The organism is Proteus sp. TSJ240517, assembly GCF_047921575.1.
In the GTDB taxonomy this organism is placed as follows: domain Bacteria; phylum Pseudomonadota; class Gammaproteobacteria; order Enterobacterales; family Enterobacteriaceae; genus Proteus.
In genome coordinates this window covers 327,656-346,082 of record NZ_JBLRMH010000004.1, presented here as the reverse complement: position 1 = coordinate 346,082, position 18,427 = coordinate 327,656, and the positions used below count along the sequence as shown (strand labels likewise).

Annotated in this window: 13 protein-coding genes and 9 tRNA genes; 8 read left to right on the top strand and 14 right to left on the bottom strand. The window is 37.7% G+C overall.

Annotated elements, in window-relative coordinates; genetic code table 11:
• Window positions 1-2,193: 2,193 nt before the first annotated feature.
• The 7 genes from ACNARN_RS09625 to ACNARN_RS09595 all read right to left on the bottom strand — a co-directional run bounded on the left by ACNARN_RS09625 (window position 2,194) and on the right by ACNARN_RS09595 (window position 2,941).
• Window positions 2,194-2,269, bottom strand: a tRNA-Val gene (locus tag ACNARN_RS09625).
• 14 nt (window positions 2,270-2,283) lie between these two features.
• Window positions 2,284-2,359: transfer RNA gene (locus tag ACNARN_RS09620), tRNA-Lys, on the bottom strand.
• A gap of 40 nt (window positions 2,360-2,399) precedes the next feature.
• A tRNA-Lys gene (locus ACNARN_RS09615) sits at window positions 2,400-2,475 on the bottom strand.
• Between the two features lie 38 nt (window positions 2,476-2,513).
• A tRNA-Lys gene (locus ACNARN_RS09610) sits at window positions 2,514-2,589 on the bottom strand.
• A gap of 41 nt (window positions 2,590-2,630) precedes the next feature.
• A tRNA-Val gene (locus tag ACNARN_RS09605) sits at window positions 2,631-2,706 on the bottom strand.
• A gap of 43 nt (window positions 2,707-2,749) precedes the next feature.
• A tRNA-Val gene (locus ACNARN_RS09600) sits at window positions 2,750-2,825 on the bottom strand.
• 40 nt (window positions 2,826-2,865) lie between these two features.
• A tRNA-Val gene (locus ACNARN_RS09595) sits at window positions 2,866-2,941 on the bottom strand.
• A gap of 321 nt (window positions 2,942-3,262) precedes the next feature.
• On the opposite strand from ACNARN_RS09595, the gene gltX reads away from it, so the two are divergent.
• The 3 genes from gltX (at window position 3,263) to ACNARN_RS09580 (ending at window position 5,017) form a co-directional block, all read left to right on the top strand.
• Complete coding sequence (gene gltX / locus ACNARN_RS09590) at window positions 3,263-4,681, top strand: glutamate--tRNA ligase (RefSeq protein ID WP_109370941.1); 1,419 nt, start codon at window positions 3,263-3,265, stop codon at window positions 4,679-4,681.
• A gap of 157 nt (window positions 4,682-4,838) precedes the next feature.
• Window positions 4,839-4,914: transfer RNA gene (locus ACNARN_RS09585), tRNA-Ala, on the top strand.
• Window positions 4,915-4,941: 27 nt separating this feature from the next.
• A tRNA-Ala gene (locus ACNARN_RS09580) sits at window positions 4,942-5,017 on the top strand.
• A 261-nt stretch (window positions 5,018-5,278) separates the two neighbouring features.
• Here ACNARN_RS09580 and ACNARN_RS09575 read toward each other — a convergent pair.
• The 4 genes from ACNARN_RS09575 to zipA form a co-directional block, all read right to left on the bottom strand.
• Entirely contained in the window at window positions 5,279-5,494 is a 216-nt protein-coding gene (locus ACNARN_RS09575; protein ID WP_023581656.1) for a DUF3820 family protein, read from the bottom strand.
• A gap of 166 nt (window positions 5,495-5,660) precedes the next feature.
• Window positions 5,661-6,845, bottom strand: coding sequence for a NupC/NupG family nucleoside CNT transporter (locus ACNARN_RS09570; protein WP_099073755.1), 1,185 nt, complete (start codon window positions 6,843-6,845; stop codon window positions 5,661-5,663).
• A gap of 228 nt (window positions 6,846-7,073) precedes the next feature.
• The gene (ligA, locus tag ACNARN_RS09565; RefSeq protein WP_368887568.1) at window positions 7,074-9,101 is read right to left on the bottom strand and encodes an NAD-dependent DNA ligase LigA; all 2,028 of its coding nucleotides are present in this window, start codon (window positions 9,099-9,101) and stop codon (window positions 7,074-7,076) included.
• Between the two features lie 58 nt (window positions 9,102-9,159).
• The gene (zipA, locus tag ACNARN_RS09560) at window positions 9,160-10,185 is read right to left on the bottom strand and encodes a cell division protein ZipA (RefSeq protein WP_409281909.1); all 1,026 of its coding nucleotides are present in this window, start codon (window positions 10,183-10,185) and stop codon (window positions 9,160-9,162) included.
• A 226-nt stretch (window positions 10,186-10,411) separates the two neighbouring features.
• Here zipA and cysZ point away from each other — a divergent pair, with 226 nt between their 5' ends.
• Window positions 10,412-11,182 (top strand): sulfate transporter CysZ, encoded by a 771-nt coding sequence (gene cysZ, locus ACNARN_RS09555; protein WP_198619742.1) that lies wholly within the window; start codon window positions 10,412-10,414, stop codon window positions 11,180-11,182.
• A gap of 117 nt (window positions 11,183-11,299) precedes the next feature.
• Here cysZ and ACNARN_RS09550 read toward each other — a convergent pair whose 3' ends face one another.
• Window positions 11,300-11,830, bottom strand: a complete 531-nt coding sequence (locus ACNARN_RS09550; protein ID WP_232797507.1) for a hypothetical protein — start codon at window positions 11,828-11,830, stop codon at window positions 11,300-11,302.
• 235 nt (window positions 11,831-12,065) lie between these two features.
• Between ACNARN_RS09550 and cysK the strand changes: the two genes are divergently transcribed.
• The 4 genes from cysK (at window position 12,066) to crr (ending at window position 16,032) form a co-directional block, all read left to right on the top strand.
• On the top strand, window positions 12,066-13,019 hold the full coding sequence (gene cysK / locus ACNARN_RS09545) for a cysteine synthase A (RefSeq protein WP_109370945.1): 954 nt from the start codon (window positions 12,066-12,068) through the stop codon (window positions 13,017-13,019).
• Window positions 13,020-13,350: 331 nt separating this feature from the next.
• Window positions 13,351-13,608, top strand: a complete 258-nt coding sequence (ptsH, locus tag ACNARN_RS09540; protein ID WP_006533407.1) for a phosphocarrier protein Hpr — start codon at window positions 13,351-13,353, stop codon at window positions 13,606-13,608.
• A gap of 137 nt (window positions 13,609-13,745) precedes the next feature.
• Window positions 13,746-15,473: a phosphoenolpyruvate-protein phosphotransferase PtsI gene (gene ptsI / locus ACNARN_RS09535; protein ID WP_198619741.1), complete on the top strand. Its 1,728-nt coding sequence runs from the start codon at window positions 13,746-13,748 to the stop codon at window positions 15,471-15,473.
• Between the two features lie 49 nt (window positions 15,474-15,522).
• Window positions 15,523-16,032 (top strand): PTS glucose transporter subunit IIA, encoded by a 510-nt coding sequence (gene crr, locus ACNARN_RS09530; protein ID WP_036935451.1) that lies wholly within the window; start codon window positions 15,523-15,525, stop codon window positions 16,030-16,032.
• Window positions 16,033-16,247: 215 nt separating this feature from the next.
• Here crr and cysM read toward each other — a convergent pair whose 3' ends face one another.
• Window positions 16,248-17,132: a cysteine synthase CysM gene (gene cysM / locus ACNARN_RS09525; protein ID WP_416304400.1), complete on the bottom strand. Its 885-nt coding sequence runs from the start codon at window positions 17,130-17,132 to the stop codon at window positions 16,248-16,250.
• Window positions 17,133-17,306: 174 nt separating this feature from the next.
• Window positions 17,307-18,395: a sulfate/thiosulfate ABC transporter ATP-binding protein CysA gene (cysA, locus tag ACNARN_RS09520; RefSeq protein ID WP_198619739.1), complete on the bottom strand. Its 1,089-nt coding sequence runs from the start codon at window positions 18,393-18,395 to the stop codon at window positions 17,307-17,309.
• Window positions 18,396-18,427 lie beyond the last annotated feature (32 nt).

Sequence of the window (18,427 nt, the reverse complement as noted above, 5' to 3'; positions counted from 1 at the left end):
TATTGTTCTCGCTTTTCACTTTGATTGATATCTAATTTTATAATGGTGTGTTCCTGCGTAATAATATATAAAAATATATACTATCGAGGACACCTTTTTGTTTTAATAAAATATTATTTTTAGTAGATAAGAAATATTACAATTCATAACATGACTTATCATATGTAAATAATATACTACGCATTTAAACACTTTCAACTAGTCGAAAAAAGACAGTGCAAGCACAATGATTTACTCACACTAGTAAAGAATACCTAGGATAATGGTATATTTCCTTTATTTTCATGCATTTAAAATATTTTATTTATAAAATTACGCTTTTTTTCCCTTAAACTTTACTCATTAATTAGAATTATTATCTACTACAAGCTTAATTTAAAGTGCGATTGTTTGAATTGTGTAAAAATAAATCAACTTATATCAGTCTAATTTATTTAAAATAATAAATTAACCTCATAAAGGTAACGATTTTCTTATTTTTATTAAATAGCTTAAGCAATATCAATGAAATCTGATGAGTTTATAAAAAAGTCAATATTACACTTTAATTTCAATGAATTACATGCATTACATTGAAATATGGATATAAATCTCATTTTAAACATTTGTTAATTAATTTATATAAGCATAAACCCTTACTCTTTCAACTAAATATATTTCAAGATCCACAATTCTTTATTACTCCAGAATAAAAAATTATAGATTTAATTACGCATTTTTTTTGAATTTTTATTAATGAATAACTTATTTTAATTTTCAATTAGATTAAAAATCTTCTTTATGAAATAGAAAAAAGGTGAATGTTAATATAAATATTTTTGTTTTATCAGTAAGTTATTTGAAGATTATGCTTATTACCATAAAAACCATTCTTTTTATGAGCATAAAATACTATTCTTTCTTTTTCACTCAAATACCCGTATTTGATGCATTACAAAAATAGTGTAATCATCGCATCTTAAGCCAAATTAACGAGGGAATGAACTATTAAATATCGCCTTTAGCATGATCTAATTTTGTTAAAAAAAACAAAAATTAATCTTTTTACGTCCTAAGTAATCACACCTATTCCATATAAGAGTTATTCTTAGGGCAAAATAAACATTAATATTTTTATATAATTTATATTCCTACTAAATGCACAATTTTCTCCATTTTTCGTAAAAAATGAAATTAACCACTTCAGGACAAATCACTTAATGATGAAACAAGTGTTTTTTGCTTTATATCATTTACTATCCAGTTCATTATGATGAAAAAAATTGATAAATATCAAATTTTAAGATTAATTTATTTTAAATCATGGAGTTAAATAAGATATTCCGTTCTATCATATCTTTAAAAAAGAAGAATAAAGAAGATAAAACATCATTATATTTTATCTTTCTTCTTGTTAGCGCTATCCTATAGTTTATAAAAAGTAAGAAGTATTAACTATAAAGCCCTATTTTTATCTTTTAATCTTCTGAATTTTTTCTTAAAAAATGCGTGCCACATATTTTTCAATGCTGATTTAAAATGTTTTAACTTACTCATTTTATGAGAGATATTGCTCATAAAAAGTGCTCAAATAATTTATAACCGTGTCTCTGAGGTTATTTAATTTTATTAATAAACTGAAAATGCCTATTTCTACGCCTAAAGAGAGTAGATCTTTCTTTTTCAGTTAGAGTAATTTTTTTAATATTTTCGGCTCAAGATTTGAGCTCCACTCAAAAATAAATACATACTTTCTACTGAGCCCCCTCATCCCAAATGATTAACTTAACAATAGAAGAGTGATTTTCTTTTTAAGCGCCTCCACTTTAAATGATAAAAACATAACAGAATGTAAAAAAGCGTAATAAAGAAACCGACTAATGATCACTTTTCACAGAAAACACAATGCAATAGCAAGTTAAAACAGCCTTAGAAACGAATAGCACCAAAGGAACAAGATAAGCCGCTAAGTATTGCCTTGGGTATATGCCAATACAAGGATTAGGAAAGTATGTGAGTAAGGATATGCGGTCATGAACGGGGCATGTATGAGCAAGATGATAAAACAACAGATATAGAAAAAACAATTAAGGCTTAAAAGAATGCAACTAAACGGCAATAACACAGGTATTAAAAACAAAATAACTATTGTTGCTTGTTTTTGAGAAGTACTAGGGAGAACAAAGAAGAAATTATAACGAAGGAATAAAGAAGTGGTGGGCGGTATTGGGCTCGAACCAACGACCTCCTCCTTGTAAGGGAGATGCTCTACCAACTGAGCTAACCGCCCGCTTTATTATTAAATGGTGGGTCGTGGGCGATTCGAACGCCCGACCAATTGATTAAAAGTCAACTGCTCTACCGACTGAGCTAACGACCCATTTAATAATTTTGCGTAAATCTGTAAGTAGCTTTGTGAATGGTGGGTCGTGGGCGATTCGAACGCCCGACCAATTGATTAAAAGTCAACTGCTCTACCGACTGAGCTAACGACCCGTCACAATGTTCACTACTTTATGTTGTATTTTTAGGAATGGTGGGTCGTGGGCGATTCGAACGCCCGACCAATTGATTAAAAGTCAACTGCTCTACCGACTGAGCTAACGACCCATACCTAACTGTGTGATATTGCGCGAAATAACCGGATGAAGTGGTGGGCGGTATTGGGCTCGAACCAACGACCTCCTCCTTGTAAGGGAGATGCTCTACCAACTGAGCTAACCGCCCACTTCATGATGACTAAATTCTCACTACCACGCTTTAATGTAATTGGTGGGCGGTATTGGGCTCGAACCAACGACCTCCTCCTTGTAAGGGAGATGCTCTACCAACTGAGCTAACCGCCCAATTACACTAAATCATACAACTTATCACAACGAAAAATAATGGTGGGCGGTATTGGGCTCGAACCAACGACCTCCTCCTTGTAAGGGAGATGCTCTACCAACTGAGCTAACCGCCCGTCGTGATGGGGTGCATTATAGGGATACTGCGCTATGAGTCAACGATTTTTATCAGTTTTTTATCGTGAAAATGATCGTTCGTTTTATTTTTAGTCAAGATGCTTTTTTTAACACCATAAGTGACACAGCAATTAACCAAAGTAATCCTACGGATACTCTTCGTCAAACAAAAAATCATCAATTTGAAAAATTTATCTCTGTTAAAAGCTTAATGCCATTGAGGAATTAGCATCCAGTGATAAAATAAGGCAACCATTTCGTTTTTTTGATAATCACGATTACTTATCTATATATAAGTAAGACGTACAAAGGCAATCCCAATGAGTAAAATAAAAACCCGTTTTGCACCAAGTCCTACTGGCTATCTACATGTTGGTGGTGCGCGTACCGCACTTTATTCCTGGTTATATAGCCGTCACAATAAGGGCGAATTTGTACTGCGTATAGAAGACACCGACTTAGAACGCTCTACACAGCCAGCCATCGATGCAATCATGGACGGTATGAATTGGTTAAATCTGAATTGGGATGAAGGTCCTTATTATCAGACTAAACGCTTCGATCGCTATAACCAAGTGATTGATCAAATGTTATCTGCGGGTACTGCATACCGTTGCTATTGTTCTAAAGAGCGTTTAGAACAACTACGCGAAGATCAAATGGCGAAAGGTGAAAAACCTCGTTACGATGGTTGTTGCCGTGGCGGTAACCATAATCACAGCGCTGATGAGCCTCATGTTGTGCGTTTCTTAAACCCACAAGAAGGTTCTGTTATTTTTGATGACAAAATTCGTGGCCCGATAGAATTTAGTAACCAAGAGCTTGACGATCTGATTATTCGCCGTACTGATGGCTCTCCAACTTATAACTTCTGTGTTGTTATTGATGACTGGGATATGGAAATCACTCACGTTATTCGTGGTGAAGATCATATCAATAACACACCTCGCCAAATCAATATTCTCAAAGCATTAGGTGCGCCTGTACCTGAATATGCTCACGTATCAATGATTTTAGGTGACGATGGTAAAAAACTATCTAAACGTTATAACGCAGTCAGCGTAATGCAATATCGTGATGACGGCTATTTACCAGAAGCACTATTAAACTACTTAGTACGTTTAGGCTGGTCCCACGGTGACCAAGAGATCTTTACTATTGATGAAATGATTGAACACTTCACTTTAGAAGCTATCAGTAAATCAGCAAGTGCATTTAATACTGATAAATTACTTTGGTTAAACCATCATTACATCAATACACTGCCAGCAGAGAAAGTTGCAGTTCATTTAGATTGGCATATCAAACAACAAAATATTGATACCAGTAATGGTCCATCATTGGTTGAACTGATCAAATTATTAGGCGAACGTTGCAAAACATTAAAAGAGATGGCTGAAAGTTGCCATTACTTCTATGTTGATTTCGAAACCTTTGAAGAAGCTGCCGCGAAAAAACATTTACGCCCAGTAGCTCGTCAACCATTAGAAGTTGTTCGTGATAAGTTATCAGCAATTACAGAGTGGACGGCTGAAAATGTTCACCAAGCCATTCAAGATACTGCTGATGAATTAGAAGTGGGTATGGGTAAAGTGGGCATGCCATTACGAGTTGCTGTAACAGGTGCAGGTCAATCTCCTGGCTTAGATGTTACCGTTCACGCTATTGGTAAAACGCGTAGCATTGCACGTATTAATAAAGCATTAGACTTTATTACTGAAAGAGAAAACCAAGCTTAATTGCCACGTTAATCTTGCTTATTAAGAAAGATACATTCCTAAAATGGGGAATGTATCTTTTTTTTGTACTCTTTTTCAGCAATCAATAAATAATGTGAGATTAACTGATTGACAGTATTGTGCTTGTTGCCTATTATCAAGCCCGTTCCAGTATGTTGGGGCTATAGCTCAGTTGGGAGAGCGCTTGCATGGCATGCAAGAGGTCAGCGGTTCGATCCCGCTTAGCTCCACCAATATACTTCTAGAACAATCTAATATGTGGGGTTATAGCTCAGTTGGGAGAGCGCTTGCATGGCATGCAAGAGGTCAACGGTTCGATCCCGTTTAGCTCCACCAGAATTTTAAGATCCTGAAGAGAAATCTTCGGGATTTTTTGTTTTCTACTCCCTCTACTTTTTAATATTGCGGGTAAGCCCATATTCAAGCCATAAAAAATGAATGGCCTGATAATATTAACTTTAGTTAACATAATTCATGAGATGGCATATTTATGAAAAAGAGTGAATTAGAAAATGTATTGTCATTATTTATTGAATTAAGCCAAAAAATTATTAATGCATTACCACCTGAAAAATCAGGTATAAACAATAATTAGCATCACCGCTTTAATGGCTTTAATAACCCTTCTAGACCTTCAATTTTAATTGCTAAGGTCATCTCCATAAGTTGACCAAGCTTACCTTCAGGAAACTCGCCTTTCTTTGCAAACCACAATAAATATTCTTCAGGTAAATCAACCAACATACGCCCTTTGTACTTACCAAATGGCATTTGAGTGTTTGCTATATCGATAAGATGCTGTTTCTCTAGCATGTTTTCTACCACGTTGTCATTGAAGGAATAGAACCGATTATAGGGCAATTTAAAGATAAAAAAAGCAGTACCCAAAGGTACTGCTTTATTTTCTGTTACTTGATTAACAAGTGACGCTGTTTACATTGTTATTTTATTCACATGCTATCTGTTTTATCTTCAGAGATTAAACAAACAGACCTGCGATAGCGGCTGATAAGAAGCTTACTAATGTAGAGCCGAACAGTAATTTCAGACCAAAACGAGAAACAACGTTACCTTGTACTTCATTCAGACCTTTAATCGCACCTGCTACAATCCCGATTGAAGAGAAGTTAGCAAATGAGACTAAGAATACAGATAAGATCCCCACAGAGCGTGGTGTTAACTCAGAAGCGATATCTTGTAAGCTACCCATTGCAACGAATTCATTAGACACTAATTTTGTTGCCATCACACTACCAACACGTAATGCATCTTGTTCTGGCACACCAATTACCCATGCTAATGGATAGAAAACGTAACCTAAACAATCTTGGAAGCTGATACCAAAAATCATGCTGAAAATCGCATTCACAGCAGCGATTAATGCAATGAAACCAATCAACATTGCAGCAACGATTAATGCAACTTTGAAACCCGCTAAGATGTATTCACCTAACATCTCAAAGAAGCTTTGGCCTTCATGCAGACTACCCATTTGAATATCTTCTTCATTTTCAACAGAATATGGGTTAATCACAGAAAGAACGATAAATGTACTGAACATATTCAGTACCAGAGCAGCAACAACATATTTTGGATCTAACATTGTCATGTATGCACCAACAATTGACATAGATACTGTCGACATTGCTGTTGCAGCCATAGTGTACATACGACGCTGAGACATTTTGCCTAATACATCTTTATAGGCAATAAAGTTCTCTGATTGACCAAGAACCAGTGAGCTCACCGCGTTGAATGATTCCAGTTTCCCCATACCGTTCACTTTAGAAAGCACAGTACCGATAATGCGGATCACGAAAGGTAATACTTTGATATGTTGAAGAATACCAATTAATGCAGAAATAAAGATAATTGGACATAAAACATTCAAGAAGAAGAATGCTAAACCACCTTTCATCATGCCACCGAATACAAATTCAGTACCCTGTGCGGCATAACCTAATAAGTGATCAAATAATCCTGCGAAGCCACGAACAAAGCCTTCACCAACATCAGAGTTGAGGAAGAACCATGCTAATGCGATTTCAATAACTAATAACTGCACGATATAACGCAGACGGATCCCTTTGCGGTTGTTACTCGCAACGAATGCTAATGCGCCAATAACGGCGAGTGCTAAAACGAAGTGAATGATAGAGGACATGCATGCTCCAAAAATAAAAATAAATCTTGTAGAGCATTTTATGTAACGCGTAACATTACGATGTGACTACTGTCACAATCTCATGAAACCGCATACACACTATTTATTAAATAAGATAGGTTGATCACACTTTGAAAGTTACTTAAGAAACATTAAATGTGAATTTAGCTTAAGTGAAAATGCCACTGAGAAGATTTCCCCAGTAGCATTTATTAAATATTAGGATGATTATTTCGATTGATCAAGTAATCGTATCATTTCATCTTCATCGATAACAGTTATCCCTAATTCGTTAGCTTTCACTAACTTAGAACCAGCTGCTTCACCCGCAATGACCATGTCAGTTTTTTTAGAAACACTTCCACTTACTTTTGCGCCTAACGCCACTAATCTGTCTTTTGCTTCATCACGCGTTAACTGTGCAAGTGACCCAGTTAACACAACGGTTTTACCCGCAAAAGGATTATCACCCGCTTCATGAGTCACAATAACAGGCGCTTGCCATGTAATACCGGCATCATTGATCAATTGATCAATAACCGTTCTATTGTGTTCCTCTTGGAAGAAATTAACGACATGTTTAGCGACAACATCACCCACATCAGGGACTAATTTTAGCGCTTCTACATCTGCATTTCGTAATTCATCAAGGGTTGAGAAATGTGTTGTCAATCCACTTGCTGTTGCTTCACCGACTTCTCGAATACCAAGTGCATAAATAAAACGTGCAAATGTCGTTGATTTAGCCTTATCTAAAGCAGTGATCAATTTTTTAGCTGATTTTTCACCCATTCTCTCTAAACCAGATAGAATTTTTTCATCTAAACGGAAGAGATCTGCTGGTGTTTTGACATATTCTTTCTCAACCAGTTGGTCGATAATTTTATCGCCCATTCCATCGACATCCATAGCTCGACGTGAAACAAAATGTTTAAGTGCTTCTTTACGTTGCGCTCCACAAATTAAGCCACCAGTACAACGAGCAACCGCTTCGCCTTCAATGCGCTCAATATCAGAATCACAAATAGGACAATGTGTCGGAAAGACAATTTCTTTAGCATCATCAGGGCGCTTTTCTTCAATCACACTGACAACCTGAGGAATAACATCACCAGCTCGACGAATAACGACCGTATCGCCAATGCGTATTCCTAAGCGTTCAATTTCATCAGCATTGTGTAACGTTGCATTACTCACAACAACACCTGCAACTTGAACAGGATCTAAACGTGCAACAGGTGTAATCGCTCCAGTGCGCCCTACTTGGAATTCGACATCTTTGATAATCGTCATTTGCTCTTGAGCTTGGAATTTATAAGCAATAGCCCAGCGTGGTGCTCTTGATACGAAACCCAGTTCCTCTTGCAATGCAATATCATCAACCTTGATAACAACCCCATCAATATCAAAACCTAAATTGGGGCGAACTTCTTCTACATGGTGATAAAAATCAAGTACTGCTTTGCTACCAGTGCAAAGTTTTACAGCATCGCTAACAGGCAATCCCCACTTTTTAAATTGTTGTAGGCGCTCATAGTGACTTGTAGGTAATTCGCCACCTTCAAGTACACCGACACCATAACAGAAAAAGGTTAATGGACGTTTTGCTGTAATACGAGGATCAAGCTGTCTTAATGAACCAGCTGCGGCATTGCGAGGATTAGCAAAAACTTTTCCGCCTGTGCGGCGCGCTTCTTCGTTTAAATATTCAAAGCCTTTTTCATTCATAAAGACTTCGCCACGAATTTCAATACGAGCAGGAATATCTTCACCATATAAACGCAGTGGAATAGCTTTGATTGTTCTCACATTCTCAGTGATATTTTCCCCTGTTGTGCCATCACCACGCGTTGCAGCTTGTACTAATACTCCATTTTCATAAAGTAAACTCACTGCCAATCCATCTAATTTTAATTCACAACAGAAAGTGATCTCTTCACTATTTTTTAAACGATCACGTAAACGCTTATCAAAAGCCAGATAGCTTGTTTCATCAAAAGCATTATCTAAGGAGAGCATCGGAATTTCATGTCTCACTTGCTCAAATGCCGTTAGGGGTAAAGCACCAACTCGCTGTGTAGGCGAATCAGAGGTAATTAATTCAGGGTGTTCAGCTTCTAATGCTTTTAGCTCATTCATTAAGCGATCGTATTCAGCATCAGGTATTTCAGGTGCGTCCATGACATGATAGAGATATTCATGGTGACGTAGAGTAACGCGAAGTTTATCAATTTTTTGTTGAGTGTTTTTATTCATGATTATCACCAAAGAAGAAAAACCCCCGCAAGCGGGGGCTTTTTTTACAGATATAAAGCTATTGATTTAAATCCAGCGTCCTGCGAATTCTAGATTTATAAAGCTCGATTTTTTGTGGCGTTAAGAGTTTGCGTTCATCATCCAGCACAACACCACCTACATCAGATGCTATTCGTTGAGCCGTAAGTAACATCAATTTAAAGTTTTGATTAGCATCACCATAAGATGGCACCATCATAAACATCGATACACCTGGTGTCGTTAATTCAGCCATCGTATCAATGTTAAATGTTCCTGGTTTCACCATATTCGCTAAACTAAACAACACAGGCCCATTGGCTGTTGGGTTGAGATGTCGATGGAAAATATTCATTTCGCCAAACTGGAATCCAGCTTGAATGATACTTTGCATCAACACTTCACCATCCAGCATTTGGCCATGATGTGCACTTACGTTTAGAACAATAACCAGCTCTTTCTCTGCTTCTGTTGCTTGCGGAGCAGATTCAACTTTTGGCTCTTCAGCCGGAGCATGATGCGAAGCCTCAGTTTCAACAGGAGTCACATGAGCCGTTGTCTCTGAAATTGAAGGCTCAAAACTCGCTGATGGGCTTACTGTATTAACGTGTGATTTTATTTCACTCGCAACATTAACCACAGGAGCTTGTTTTGGCTCATCCCTAACAATCGGTACAGGCTCATTTTCAATAACATCAAAAACACCAAGGCTTGGCTCTTGCTGTAATGAAGTGTCGTGAGAATTCCCTTTTGTTTGGTTTTCAGACATTAATGGATCTCTATCTACCACTGAAATTTCAGGTTCATGTAGAGGCTCCGATTTTATCGGTGGCTCACTCTCCCGCTTTTCAGTAGAGGATAAAGTTGATGTCTGATGACTAACCTCAGCATATTGTGGTTCGTCATCGTTCTCATCTGACTGATAATTCTGTTTCTGACGTTTTACTGGGCGATTACGGAAAAGCTTAGAACGCTCTTTTCGACCAATCCATAAGCCGTGTAATAACAAAGCTATGATTAAAATCGCACCAACAACGATTAATATCAGACGCAAATTTTGCTGCATCATTTCTATCTCTGTTGTCTTGAGGTTTAATAGCCACGTTGGCAAATATTACTTTTTACTAAGAGTATTTGCCAATGCTCATAAGTGCAAGCCAATACTTAATTTTCTTGTCACAAAGATACACACTTCAATCTCTTATGCGCGTTTTTTAGACAATTCATGACTAGTAAGGCTGATTATCTCCCTATATGATACTAGCTTGCCCTCATTGGAGAGAATAGGAAGTATGACAAATTTGACAGAAACGAATAAAAATTTAAATGGATTTCATTATTTTGCTCTTGGTTGGCGTTTAATTACACGCAAAGGGCTGAAGCGTTTTGTTATCTTACCCTTACTTGCCAACATTATTATTCTCGGAAGCGCTTTTTGGTGGTTATATGGTCAAATTGATGGCATGGTCAATTGGATGATGGAAAAAATTCCTGATTGGTTACAGTGGTTGAGTTATTTGATCTGGCCATTATCCGTTATTTTTATCTTATTAGTGTTCACTTATTTCTTTAGCACCTTAGCCAACATTATTGCTTCTCCGTTTAATGGATTATTGGCTGAAAAATTAGAAGGCCAAATAACTGGCATTGCCCCACCAGATACGGGTGTTGCAGGTATATTGAAAGATGTTCCACGTATTTTAAAGCGTGAGTTAACTAAAATAGCTTATTATTTACCTCGCGCTATTGTTTTGTTATTGCTCTATTTTATTCCTGCTATCGGACAAACCGTTGCGCCTGTTTTATGGTTTGCTTTTGGTGCTTGGATGATGGCAATTCAATATAATGACTTTCCATTTGATAACCATAAAATTTCATTTGCAGAGATGAAATCTTCGCTTAAACAGGATAAATGGAATAATCTTCAATTTGGTATGATTATTAATATTTTTACCATGATCCCTATTCTAAATTTAGTCATCATGCCAGTTGCGATCTGTGGTGCAACAGCAATGTGGTGCGATCGTTATCGTAAACAACATGTGCAAGATGGGCAGTGGTAAACCTAATTTAGCGACATATCGATAAATATAAAAAAACCCCGTTTTATTCTTCTTAGACGGGGTTTTATTTTATGGTTTTTCTAAAATGTGATTTAGCTTATTTTGTTATTAACCAGACTACTCAATTAATGAACGAATATAATCTTTCGTTTCTTCTCTATCCATCGGCTCACGCTCATTAATACCCATTTCAAAGATATTTAATGCGCCATCTAGTTTTTCAATAATCTCTTCATCATCTCGAATGCAGAGAATATAAGCATTTTCAAACGGTGTGAGATCGACCAATCGTAACCCTTTTTCTGTCAAAAAGTGGTTAATATATTCCAAATAAGGTAGTTCATAAGGCAACATATAAGGATCTACACTCACCTCATCCCAGTCAATATTTTCAACTTGAGATAAAATCAACGCACTCGGTGATTCAGGCAAAGAGATGTGCTCTAACGATTTTAGATCAGGAATATCACCGAAATATTCTGTCCACTCCACATAGTCCATTAATCCTTGAGCTGAGAGTGATTCATATAGCCAATTAAGGACATCTTCTTGAGCATCTGACTCGGGTAAATTTTCACGCAAAGCTTGCGCATCTAATTCAGGTACGGCGAGTTCAAGCGCACTAATCAACTCTTCAATGGTTTCCATTATGACCCCTGTATTTGCAGTAAATGTGGTTAAAAATAGATTATCAGCCATCAATATACTGTACATCTCTTGATTTATTAATTTGTGAATCGTCTCACTGACTCTTGATTAGAACCTTTTGGAATAAAAAGATAAAAAAGTTATAAGTATATTCATAAAGCTTATTTCCATCTTTAGCTTGATGGCGTATGGTAATTTCATCTGACCTTATAAAAATTATGTACCGAGGATAAAAATGAGCAAGATTTTCGAAGACAACTCGCAAACTATTGGGCACACTCCCTTAATTCGCTTAAAACATTTCGGAAATGGCAACATTCTGGCTAAAGTGGAATCTCGTAACCCAAGCTTCAGTGTAAAATGCCGTATCGGTGCCAACATGATTTGGGATGCAGAAAAAAAAGGCATTCTTAAAGAAGGCGTTGAGCTTGTAGAACCTACCAGTGGTAATACTGGGATTGCTCTGGCTTATGTTGCAGCAGCTCGTGGCTACAAATTAACACTGACGATGCCAGATACCATGAGTGTAGAACGCCGTAAATTACTCAAAGCATTAGGTGCTAATTTAGTGCTGACTGAAGGCGCAAAAGGCATGAAAGGTGCCATTGATAAAGCCAATGAAATTCGTGATAGCGATCCTAAGCGTTACCTTTTACTACAACAATTTAGTAATCCAGCTAACCCTGAAATTCATGAAAAAACCACAGGTCCTGAAATCTGGAATGATACTGATGGTGAAGTAGGTGCTGTTATTGCTGGCGTCGGCACTGGTGGTACTATTACGGGTATTGGTCGCTATTTGAAAAAGACACAAGGTAAAGCGGTAACAATGGTTGCTGTTGAACCAGTAGGCTCCCCTGTTATAACTCAAGCTCTCGCAGGTGAAGAAATAAAACCGGGTCCACATAAAATCCAAGGTATCGGAGCTGGCTTTATTCCTGAAAACCTAGATTTATCGTTACTGGATCGTGTTATTCAAATCACTAACGAAGAAGCCTTTGATACTGCTCGTGAACTGATGACTAAAGAAGGTATTCTTGCGGGTATTTCTTCAGGTGCAGCTATTGCAGCTGCAGTAAAACTCGCAAAAGAACCAGAATTTGCAAATAAAGAAATTGTGGTTATTTTACCTTCTTCAGGTGAACGTTATTTAAGCACTCCACTTTTTGCTGACATTTCTGACAGCTAAATCGCGTCATCTCAATTGTAAAATATTTATTAAAAAAGCACCTCAATGGTGCTTTTTTTGTGGTAGAGATCAAAGTTTGTTATCCAGACAGGTGATTTATTTCTTCGAGTTTAGTATTTAATCAATTAATTATTTCGAAGGTCGAAATTAATCAGAAAATAACCGAGATGACAAAACGAACTCTTTTATCTTTCTGAACACTATTTTTATCAGATGACGCTTTACGGCTTAATATTATCTGATATTGCTACGCAAAGCAGGACAAATTCATCTACACTTACTAAGTCCTGACTTAATGTGAACAATTGAGTTATAAAAGGAAAAAAATCCTATGTACCAGCAAGAAGTTACTATTACAGCACCAAACGGCTTACATACTCGTCCTGCGGCACAATTTGTAAAAGAAGCCAAAACATTTTCTTCTGATATCACGCTTATCTCTAGCGGTAAATCTGCCAGCGCTAAGAGCCTTTTCAAATTACAAACTTTAGGCTTAACCCAAGGTACTGTTGTAACTATCTCTGCTGAAGGCGAAGATGAAAAACAAGCTGTTGAAGCCTTGGTAAAATTAATGGCGGAATTAGAGTAATTCGCAATTAAGCATTAACGCACTATTTATTCCCCTGAAACCATTCAGGGGAGTTAATTTCAATGATGATTTTAAAACAACAGTATTTTGCAATCCTATTCTTTTAAGATTATCACCAGCAAGTCGTAGGATAAATTATGATTTCAGGAATTTTAGCGTCACCCGGTATCGCATTTGGTCAAACCCTTCTCCTCAAAGAAGAACCTATCATCATTAGCCAACGTAAGATCCAAAGTGATGAAATTGAAAATCAAATCGAACGCTTTAAAGACGGTCGTAACAAATCTGCACAACAACTAGAAATTATTAAAGAGCGTGCTGAAAAGAACCTTGGTGCGGATAAAGCCGAAATCTTTGAAGGCCATATCATGTTGCTAGAAGATGAAGAGTTAGAACAAGAAATTGTTACTCTTATCAAAAGTGACAAAAAAACCGCTGAAGCTGCGGTTCAATCTGTTATTGAAGATCAAGCAACCGCATTAGAAGCGTTAGATGACGAATATCTAAAAGAACGTGCAGCTGACGTTCGTGATATTGGAAAACGCTTAATGCGCAATATCTTAGAGATGCCAATTATCGATTTAAGTGCTATCTCAGAAAAAGTTATTTTAGTTGCAACTGACCTTACCCCTTCTGAAACTGCGCAATTAAGCTTAGACAACGTATTAGGTTTTATCACTGACTTAGGTGGCAGAACGTCTCACACATCTATCATGGCTCGTTCATTAGAAATTCCAGCTATCGTGGGAACATCTAATGCGACACAAACCATTAAAAAAGACGATTATCTTGTTCTTGATGCGATTAATAACAAAATCATTATTAATCCATCAGATGAGGAACTCGAAGCATTAAAAGCTATCAAAGAAGAGTATCTACACGAAAAAGAAGAATTAGCAAAACTCAAAGACTTACCTGCTATTACACTTGATGGGCATCAAGTCGAAGTTTGCGCTAATATTGGTACAGTTCGAGATGTTGCTGGTGCTGAACGTAACGGTGCTGAAGGTGTTGGTCTGTATCGTACAGAGTTCTTATTTATGGATAGAGACTCTTTACCAACAGAAGATGAGCAATTCCAAGCCTATAAAGCGGTAGCTGAAGCTGTAGGAAGCCCAGCGGTCATTATTCGTACTATGGATATTGGTGGCGATAAAGACTTACCTTACATGAACCTACCAAAAGAAGAGAACCCATTCTTAGGCTGGCGTGCAATTCGTATTTGTCTTGACCGTAAAGAGATCCTTCATCCACAATTACGTGCTATCTTAAGAGCATCTGCTTTTGGTAAACTACGCATTATGTTTCCAATGATTATCTCTGTTGAAGAGATCCGTGCATTGAAAGCAGAACTTGAAATACTGAAAAGCCAGCTTCGTGAAGAAAAGAAAGCTTTTGATGAATCTATTGAAGTCGGTGTGATGGTAGAAACCCCAGCCGCAGCAGTGATGGCTCGTCATATGGCAAAAGAAGTTGACTTTTTTAGTATTGGGACTAACGATCTAACACAATATACTCTGGCTGTAGACCGTGGAAATGAGCTGATATCTCATCTATATAATCCAATGTCACCTGCAGTACTCAACCTGATAAAACAGGTGATTGATGCATCACATGCTGAAGGTAAATGGACTGGAATGTGTGGTGAACTTGCTGGAGATGAACGAGCAACATTGCTCCTTCTCGGCATGGGATTAGATGAGTTTAGTATGAGTGCGATTTCAATTCCTCGCATCAAAAAAGTGATCCGTAATGCGAATTACGATGATGCAAGAGCACTAGCAGAGCAAGCACTTGCTCAGCCAACTGCAAAAGAATTGATGGACTTAGTAGAAACTTTTACTAAAGAAAAGACACTATGCTAATCGCATTAGCCAGAGCCCGGTCCCAACTACAATAATTAGGAGAAGATTCATGGGTCTGTTTGATAAATTAAAATCACTGGTTTCAGAGGAAAAGAAAGGCAGTGGCACGATTGATATTGTTGCACCACTTTCTGGTGAAATCGTCAATATCGAAGATGTTCCTGATGTTGTTTTCGCTGAAAAAATCGTAGGTGACGGTATTGCTATCAAACCTGCTGGTAATAAAATTGTTGCGCCAGTCGATGGTACTATCGGTAAAATTTTCGAGACTAACCATGCTTTCTCTATTGAGTCTGACAACGGTATCGAGTTGTTTGTCCACTTCGGTATCGACACTGTTGAACTGAAAGGTGAAGGGTTTAAACGTATCGCTGAAGAAGGTCAGCAAGTAAAAGTAGGTGATACGATTTTAGAATTTGACTTAGCTGTATTAGAAGAAAAAGCAAAATCAGTTCTAACTCCGGTTGTTATCTCTAATATGGATGAAATTCAAGGTTTAACCAAAATGACAGGCCCAGTTACTGTTGGTGAAACCGTTATTATTCAGATTAAAAAATAATCTTCTGTGATGTTCTCTATTTAAACCGCCACCAATAATGTGGCGGTTTTTTATATTTAAAAAACACAAACTAAAAACTACTCTAACTCATTCGACGATGTTCTTACTCTAAATAATTCAAGGTGTAGCTAGGCGACAAGTGAATAAGTCCCTAGGAGCATACATTAGTATGTGACTAGGGTGAGTGAACGCAGTCAACAACGCTATAACTTGAATTATGACGAGAAAACGCCCGTAGATAAATAACGCTCGCCTCTATCACACACAATCGCAACAATCACCGCACCAGGATTCTCTTTTGCAACGCGCAGAGCGCCAGCAACAGCCCCTCCAGAACTTACGCCACAGAAGATACCCTCTTGGCTAGCTAAAAGGCGCATCGTCTCTTCTGCTTCGATTTGAGACATATCTATCACACTATCCACCAGCTCTTTTTTAAAGATACCCGGCAAGTAAGCTGGTGACCAACGACGAATACCTGGAATTTGGCTTTTTTCTTCAGGCTGAAGGCCTATCACTTGCACACTATTAGATTGTGTTTTTAAGTAACTTCCCACACCTGTGATTGTACCCGTTGTTCCCATACTCGAAACAAAATGCGTAATACGACCTTGTGTTTGTTGCCAAATTTCAGGGCCTGTTGACATAAAATGTGCTCTTGGATTATCGGGGTTATTAAATTGGTCTAATACCTTACCTTCGCCCTGTTGTTCCATTTGTTGTGCGAGATCTCGCGCACCTTCCATACCGATTTCACGACTCACTAAAATCAATTCTGCGCCATAAGCTTGCATTGATGCTTGACGCTCTTTACTCATATTCTCAGGCATTAGCAGCTTTAAACGGTAACCTTTTACCGCCGCAATCATCGCTAAGGCAATCCCCGTATTACCACTGGTTGCTTCAATCAACGTATCACCTGGCTTTATTTCACCGCGTAATTCCGCTTGTTCAATCATCGATAATGCAGCTCTGTCTTTTACTGAACCTGCGGGATTATTACCTTCAAGCTTAACCCATATTTCAGCGTCTACCTCTTGTGTAAGTCGTTGTAGTTTTACTAATGGTGTATTACCAATAAATTGTTCTAACCCTGCCACAATAAGTCCCTGCTCATTTGTTTGTCTGTATTAATGAAGAAATCACATTTAACTTATTAACGCAATAACATTAACGTTAATTCGATAAGTCTCTACACTTTCGTAAAAACCAAAACACCCACGCTAAAAATAAGCATGGGTGAGAAATAATAAAAGGCTATGCTATTAATAAAATTAAGCGGTATAAGCTAACGATACTGTATTTAAGGGAGTATCTCCCGTATATAAACGGGCTTGAGCACCTCCCATATAATAGGTATTTCCTTTTGCTGGCGCCGAAGAAATATCATTCCAAATTGCAGTAATAGGTGTTTCACTCCATCCTAATGGCTGTAAAATTAACTGCCAATAATGCCCTTTGGGTGATACCTCAATAACCTTAACGGGTAATCTGCAAACACTATTGGCATGTGCACTTAATGCAATTTCCCACGGACGTAAGAACACATCTACCGAACCTTGATAAAGCGGTGTCACAGATAATGGCAAGTGATATCCCCCGATCTGTAATTGAGCGCCATTAATTTCACCTTTTAGGTGGTTCACATCACCTAAAAATTCTAAAACAAAGCGACTTTTTGGTGATTGCCACACTTCTTGTGGTGTTCCTACTTGCTCTATTTTGCCATTTCCCATAATCACAATGCGATCAGCTACTTCCATCGCTTCTTGTTGATCATGAGTGACGAAGACACTGGTAAATTTAAGCTCTTCATGCAATTCACGTAACCAACGGCGTAATTCGGTTCTCACCTTGGCATCTAAAGCACCAAAAGGCTCATCTAATAACAAAATTTGAGGTTCAACGGCCAATGCTCTTGCTAAGGCTACACGCTGTTTCTGTCCGCCTGACAATTGTGCAGGATAACGTTGAGCTAAATGAGGCAATTGGATCATCTCTAATAACTGCTCAACTTTTTTATGAATTGCGTCTTTGCTAGGGCGCTCACGACGGGGCAATACGGTTAAACCAAAAGCGATATTCTCAAATACGGTCATATGACGAAACAATGCATAATGCTGAAAAACAAAACCGACTTTGCGATCTCTCGCATGTAATCGGCTAACATCCTGCCCTTCGAAACGAATACTTCCTTGGGTTTGATGTTCAAGACCTGCAATAATACGTAAAAGTGTCGTTTTCCCCGATCCTGAAGGCCCTAACAGCGCCACCATTTCACCTGAAGCCACATCAAGACTGACATCATGCAACACTTCAGTGCGATCAAAATATTTTGTGACACTATTAATTTCAATACTCATATTTTGCCTCTACTTTTGTGTAAATAATGATG

Excerpts from the sequence above, each read along its gene's own strand:
- ACNARN_RS09550 (WP_232797507.1), bottom strand. The coding sequence starts at position 11,830 with ATGGAAACCATTGAAGAGTTGATTAGTGCGCTTGAACTCGCCGTACCT.
- zipA (WP_409281909.1), bottom strand. The coding sequence starts at position 10,185 with ATGCAGCAAAATTTGCGTCTGATATTAATCGTTGTTGGTGCGATTTTA.
- gltX (WP_109370941.1), top strand. The coding sequence starts at position 3,263 with ATGAGTAAAATAAAAACCCGTTTTGCACCAAGTCCTACTGGCTATCTA.
- crr (WP_036935451.1), top strand. The coding sequence starts at position 15,523 with ATGGGTCTGTTTGATAAATTAAAATCACTGGTTTCAGAGGAAAAGAAA.
- cysK (WP_109370945.1), top strand. The coding sequence starts at position 12,066 with ATGAGCAAGATTTTCGAAGACAACTCGCAAACTATTGGGCACACTCCC.
- ptsH (WP_006533407.1), top strand. The coding sequence starts at position 13,351 with ATGTACCAGCAAGAAGTTACTATTACAGCACCAAACGGCTTACATACT.
- ACNARN_RS09570 (WP_099073755.1), bottom strand. The coding sequence starts at position 6,845 with ATGTCCTCTATCATTCACTTCGTTTTAGCACTCGCCGTTATTGGCGCA.
- ptsI (WP_198619741.1), top strand. The coding sequence starts at position 13,746 with ATGATTTCAGGAATTTTAGCGTCACCCGGTATCGCATTTGGTCAAACC.
- cysA (WP_198619739.1), bottom strand. The coding sequence starts at position 18,395 with ATGAGTATTGAAATTAATAGTGTCACAAAATATTTTGATCGCACTGAA.
- ligA (WP_368887568.1), bottom strand. The coding sequence starts at position 9,101 with ATGAATAAAAACACTCAACAAAAAATTGATAAACTTCGCGTTACTCTA.
- cysZ (WP_198619742.1), top strand. The coding sequence starts at position 10,412 with ATGACAAATTTGACAGAAACGAATAAAAATTTAAATGGATTTCATTAT.
- ACNARN_RS09575 (WP_023581656.1), bottom strand. The coding sequence starts at position 5,494 with ATGCTAGAGAAACAGCATCTTATCGATATAGCAAACACTCAAATGCCA.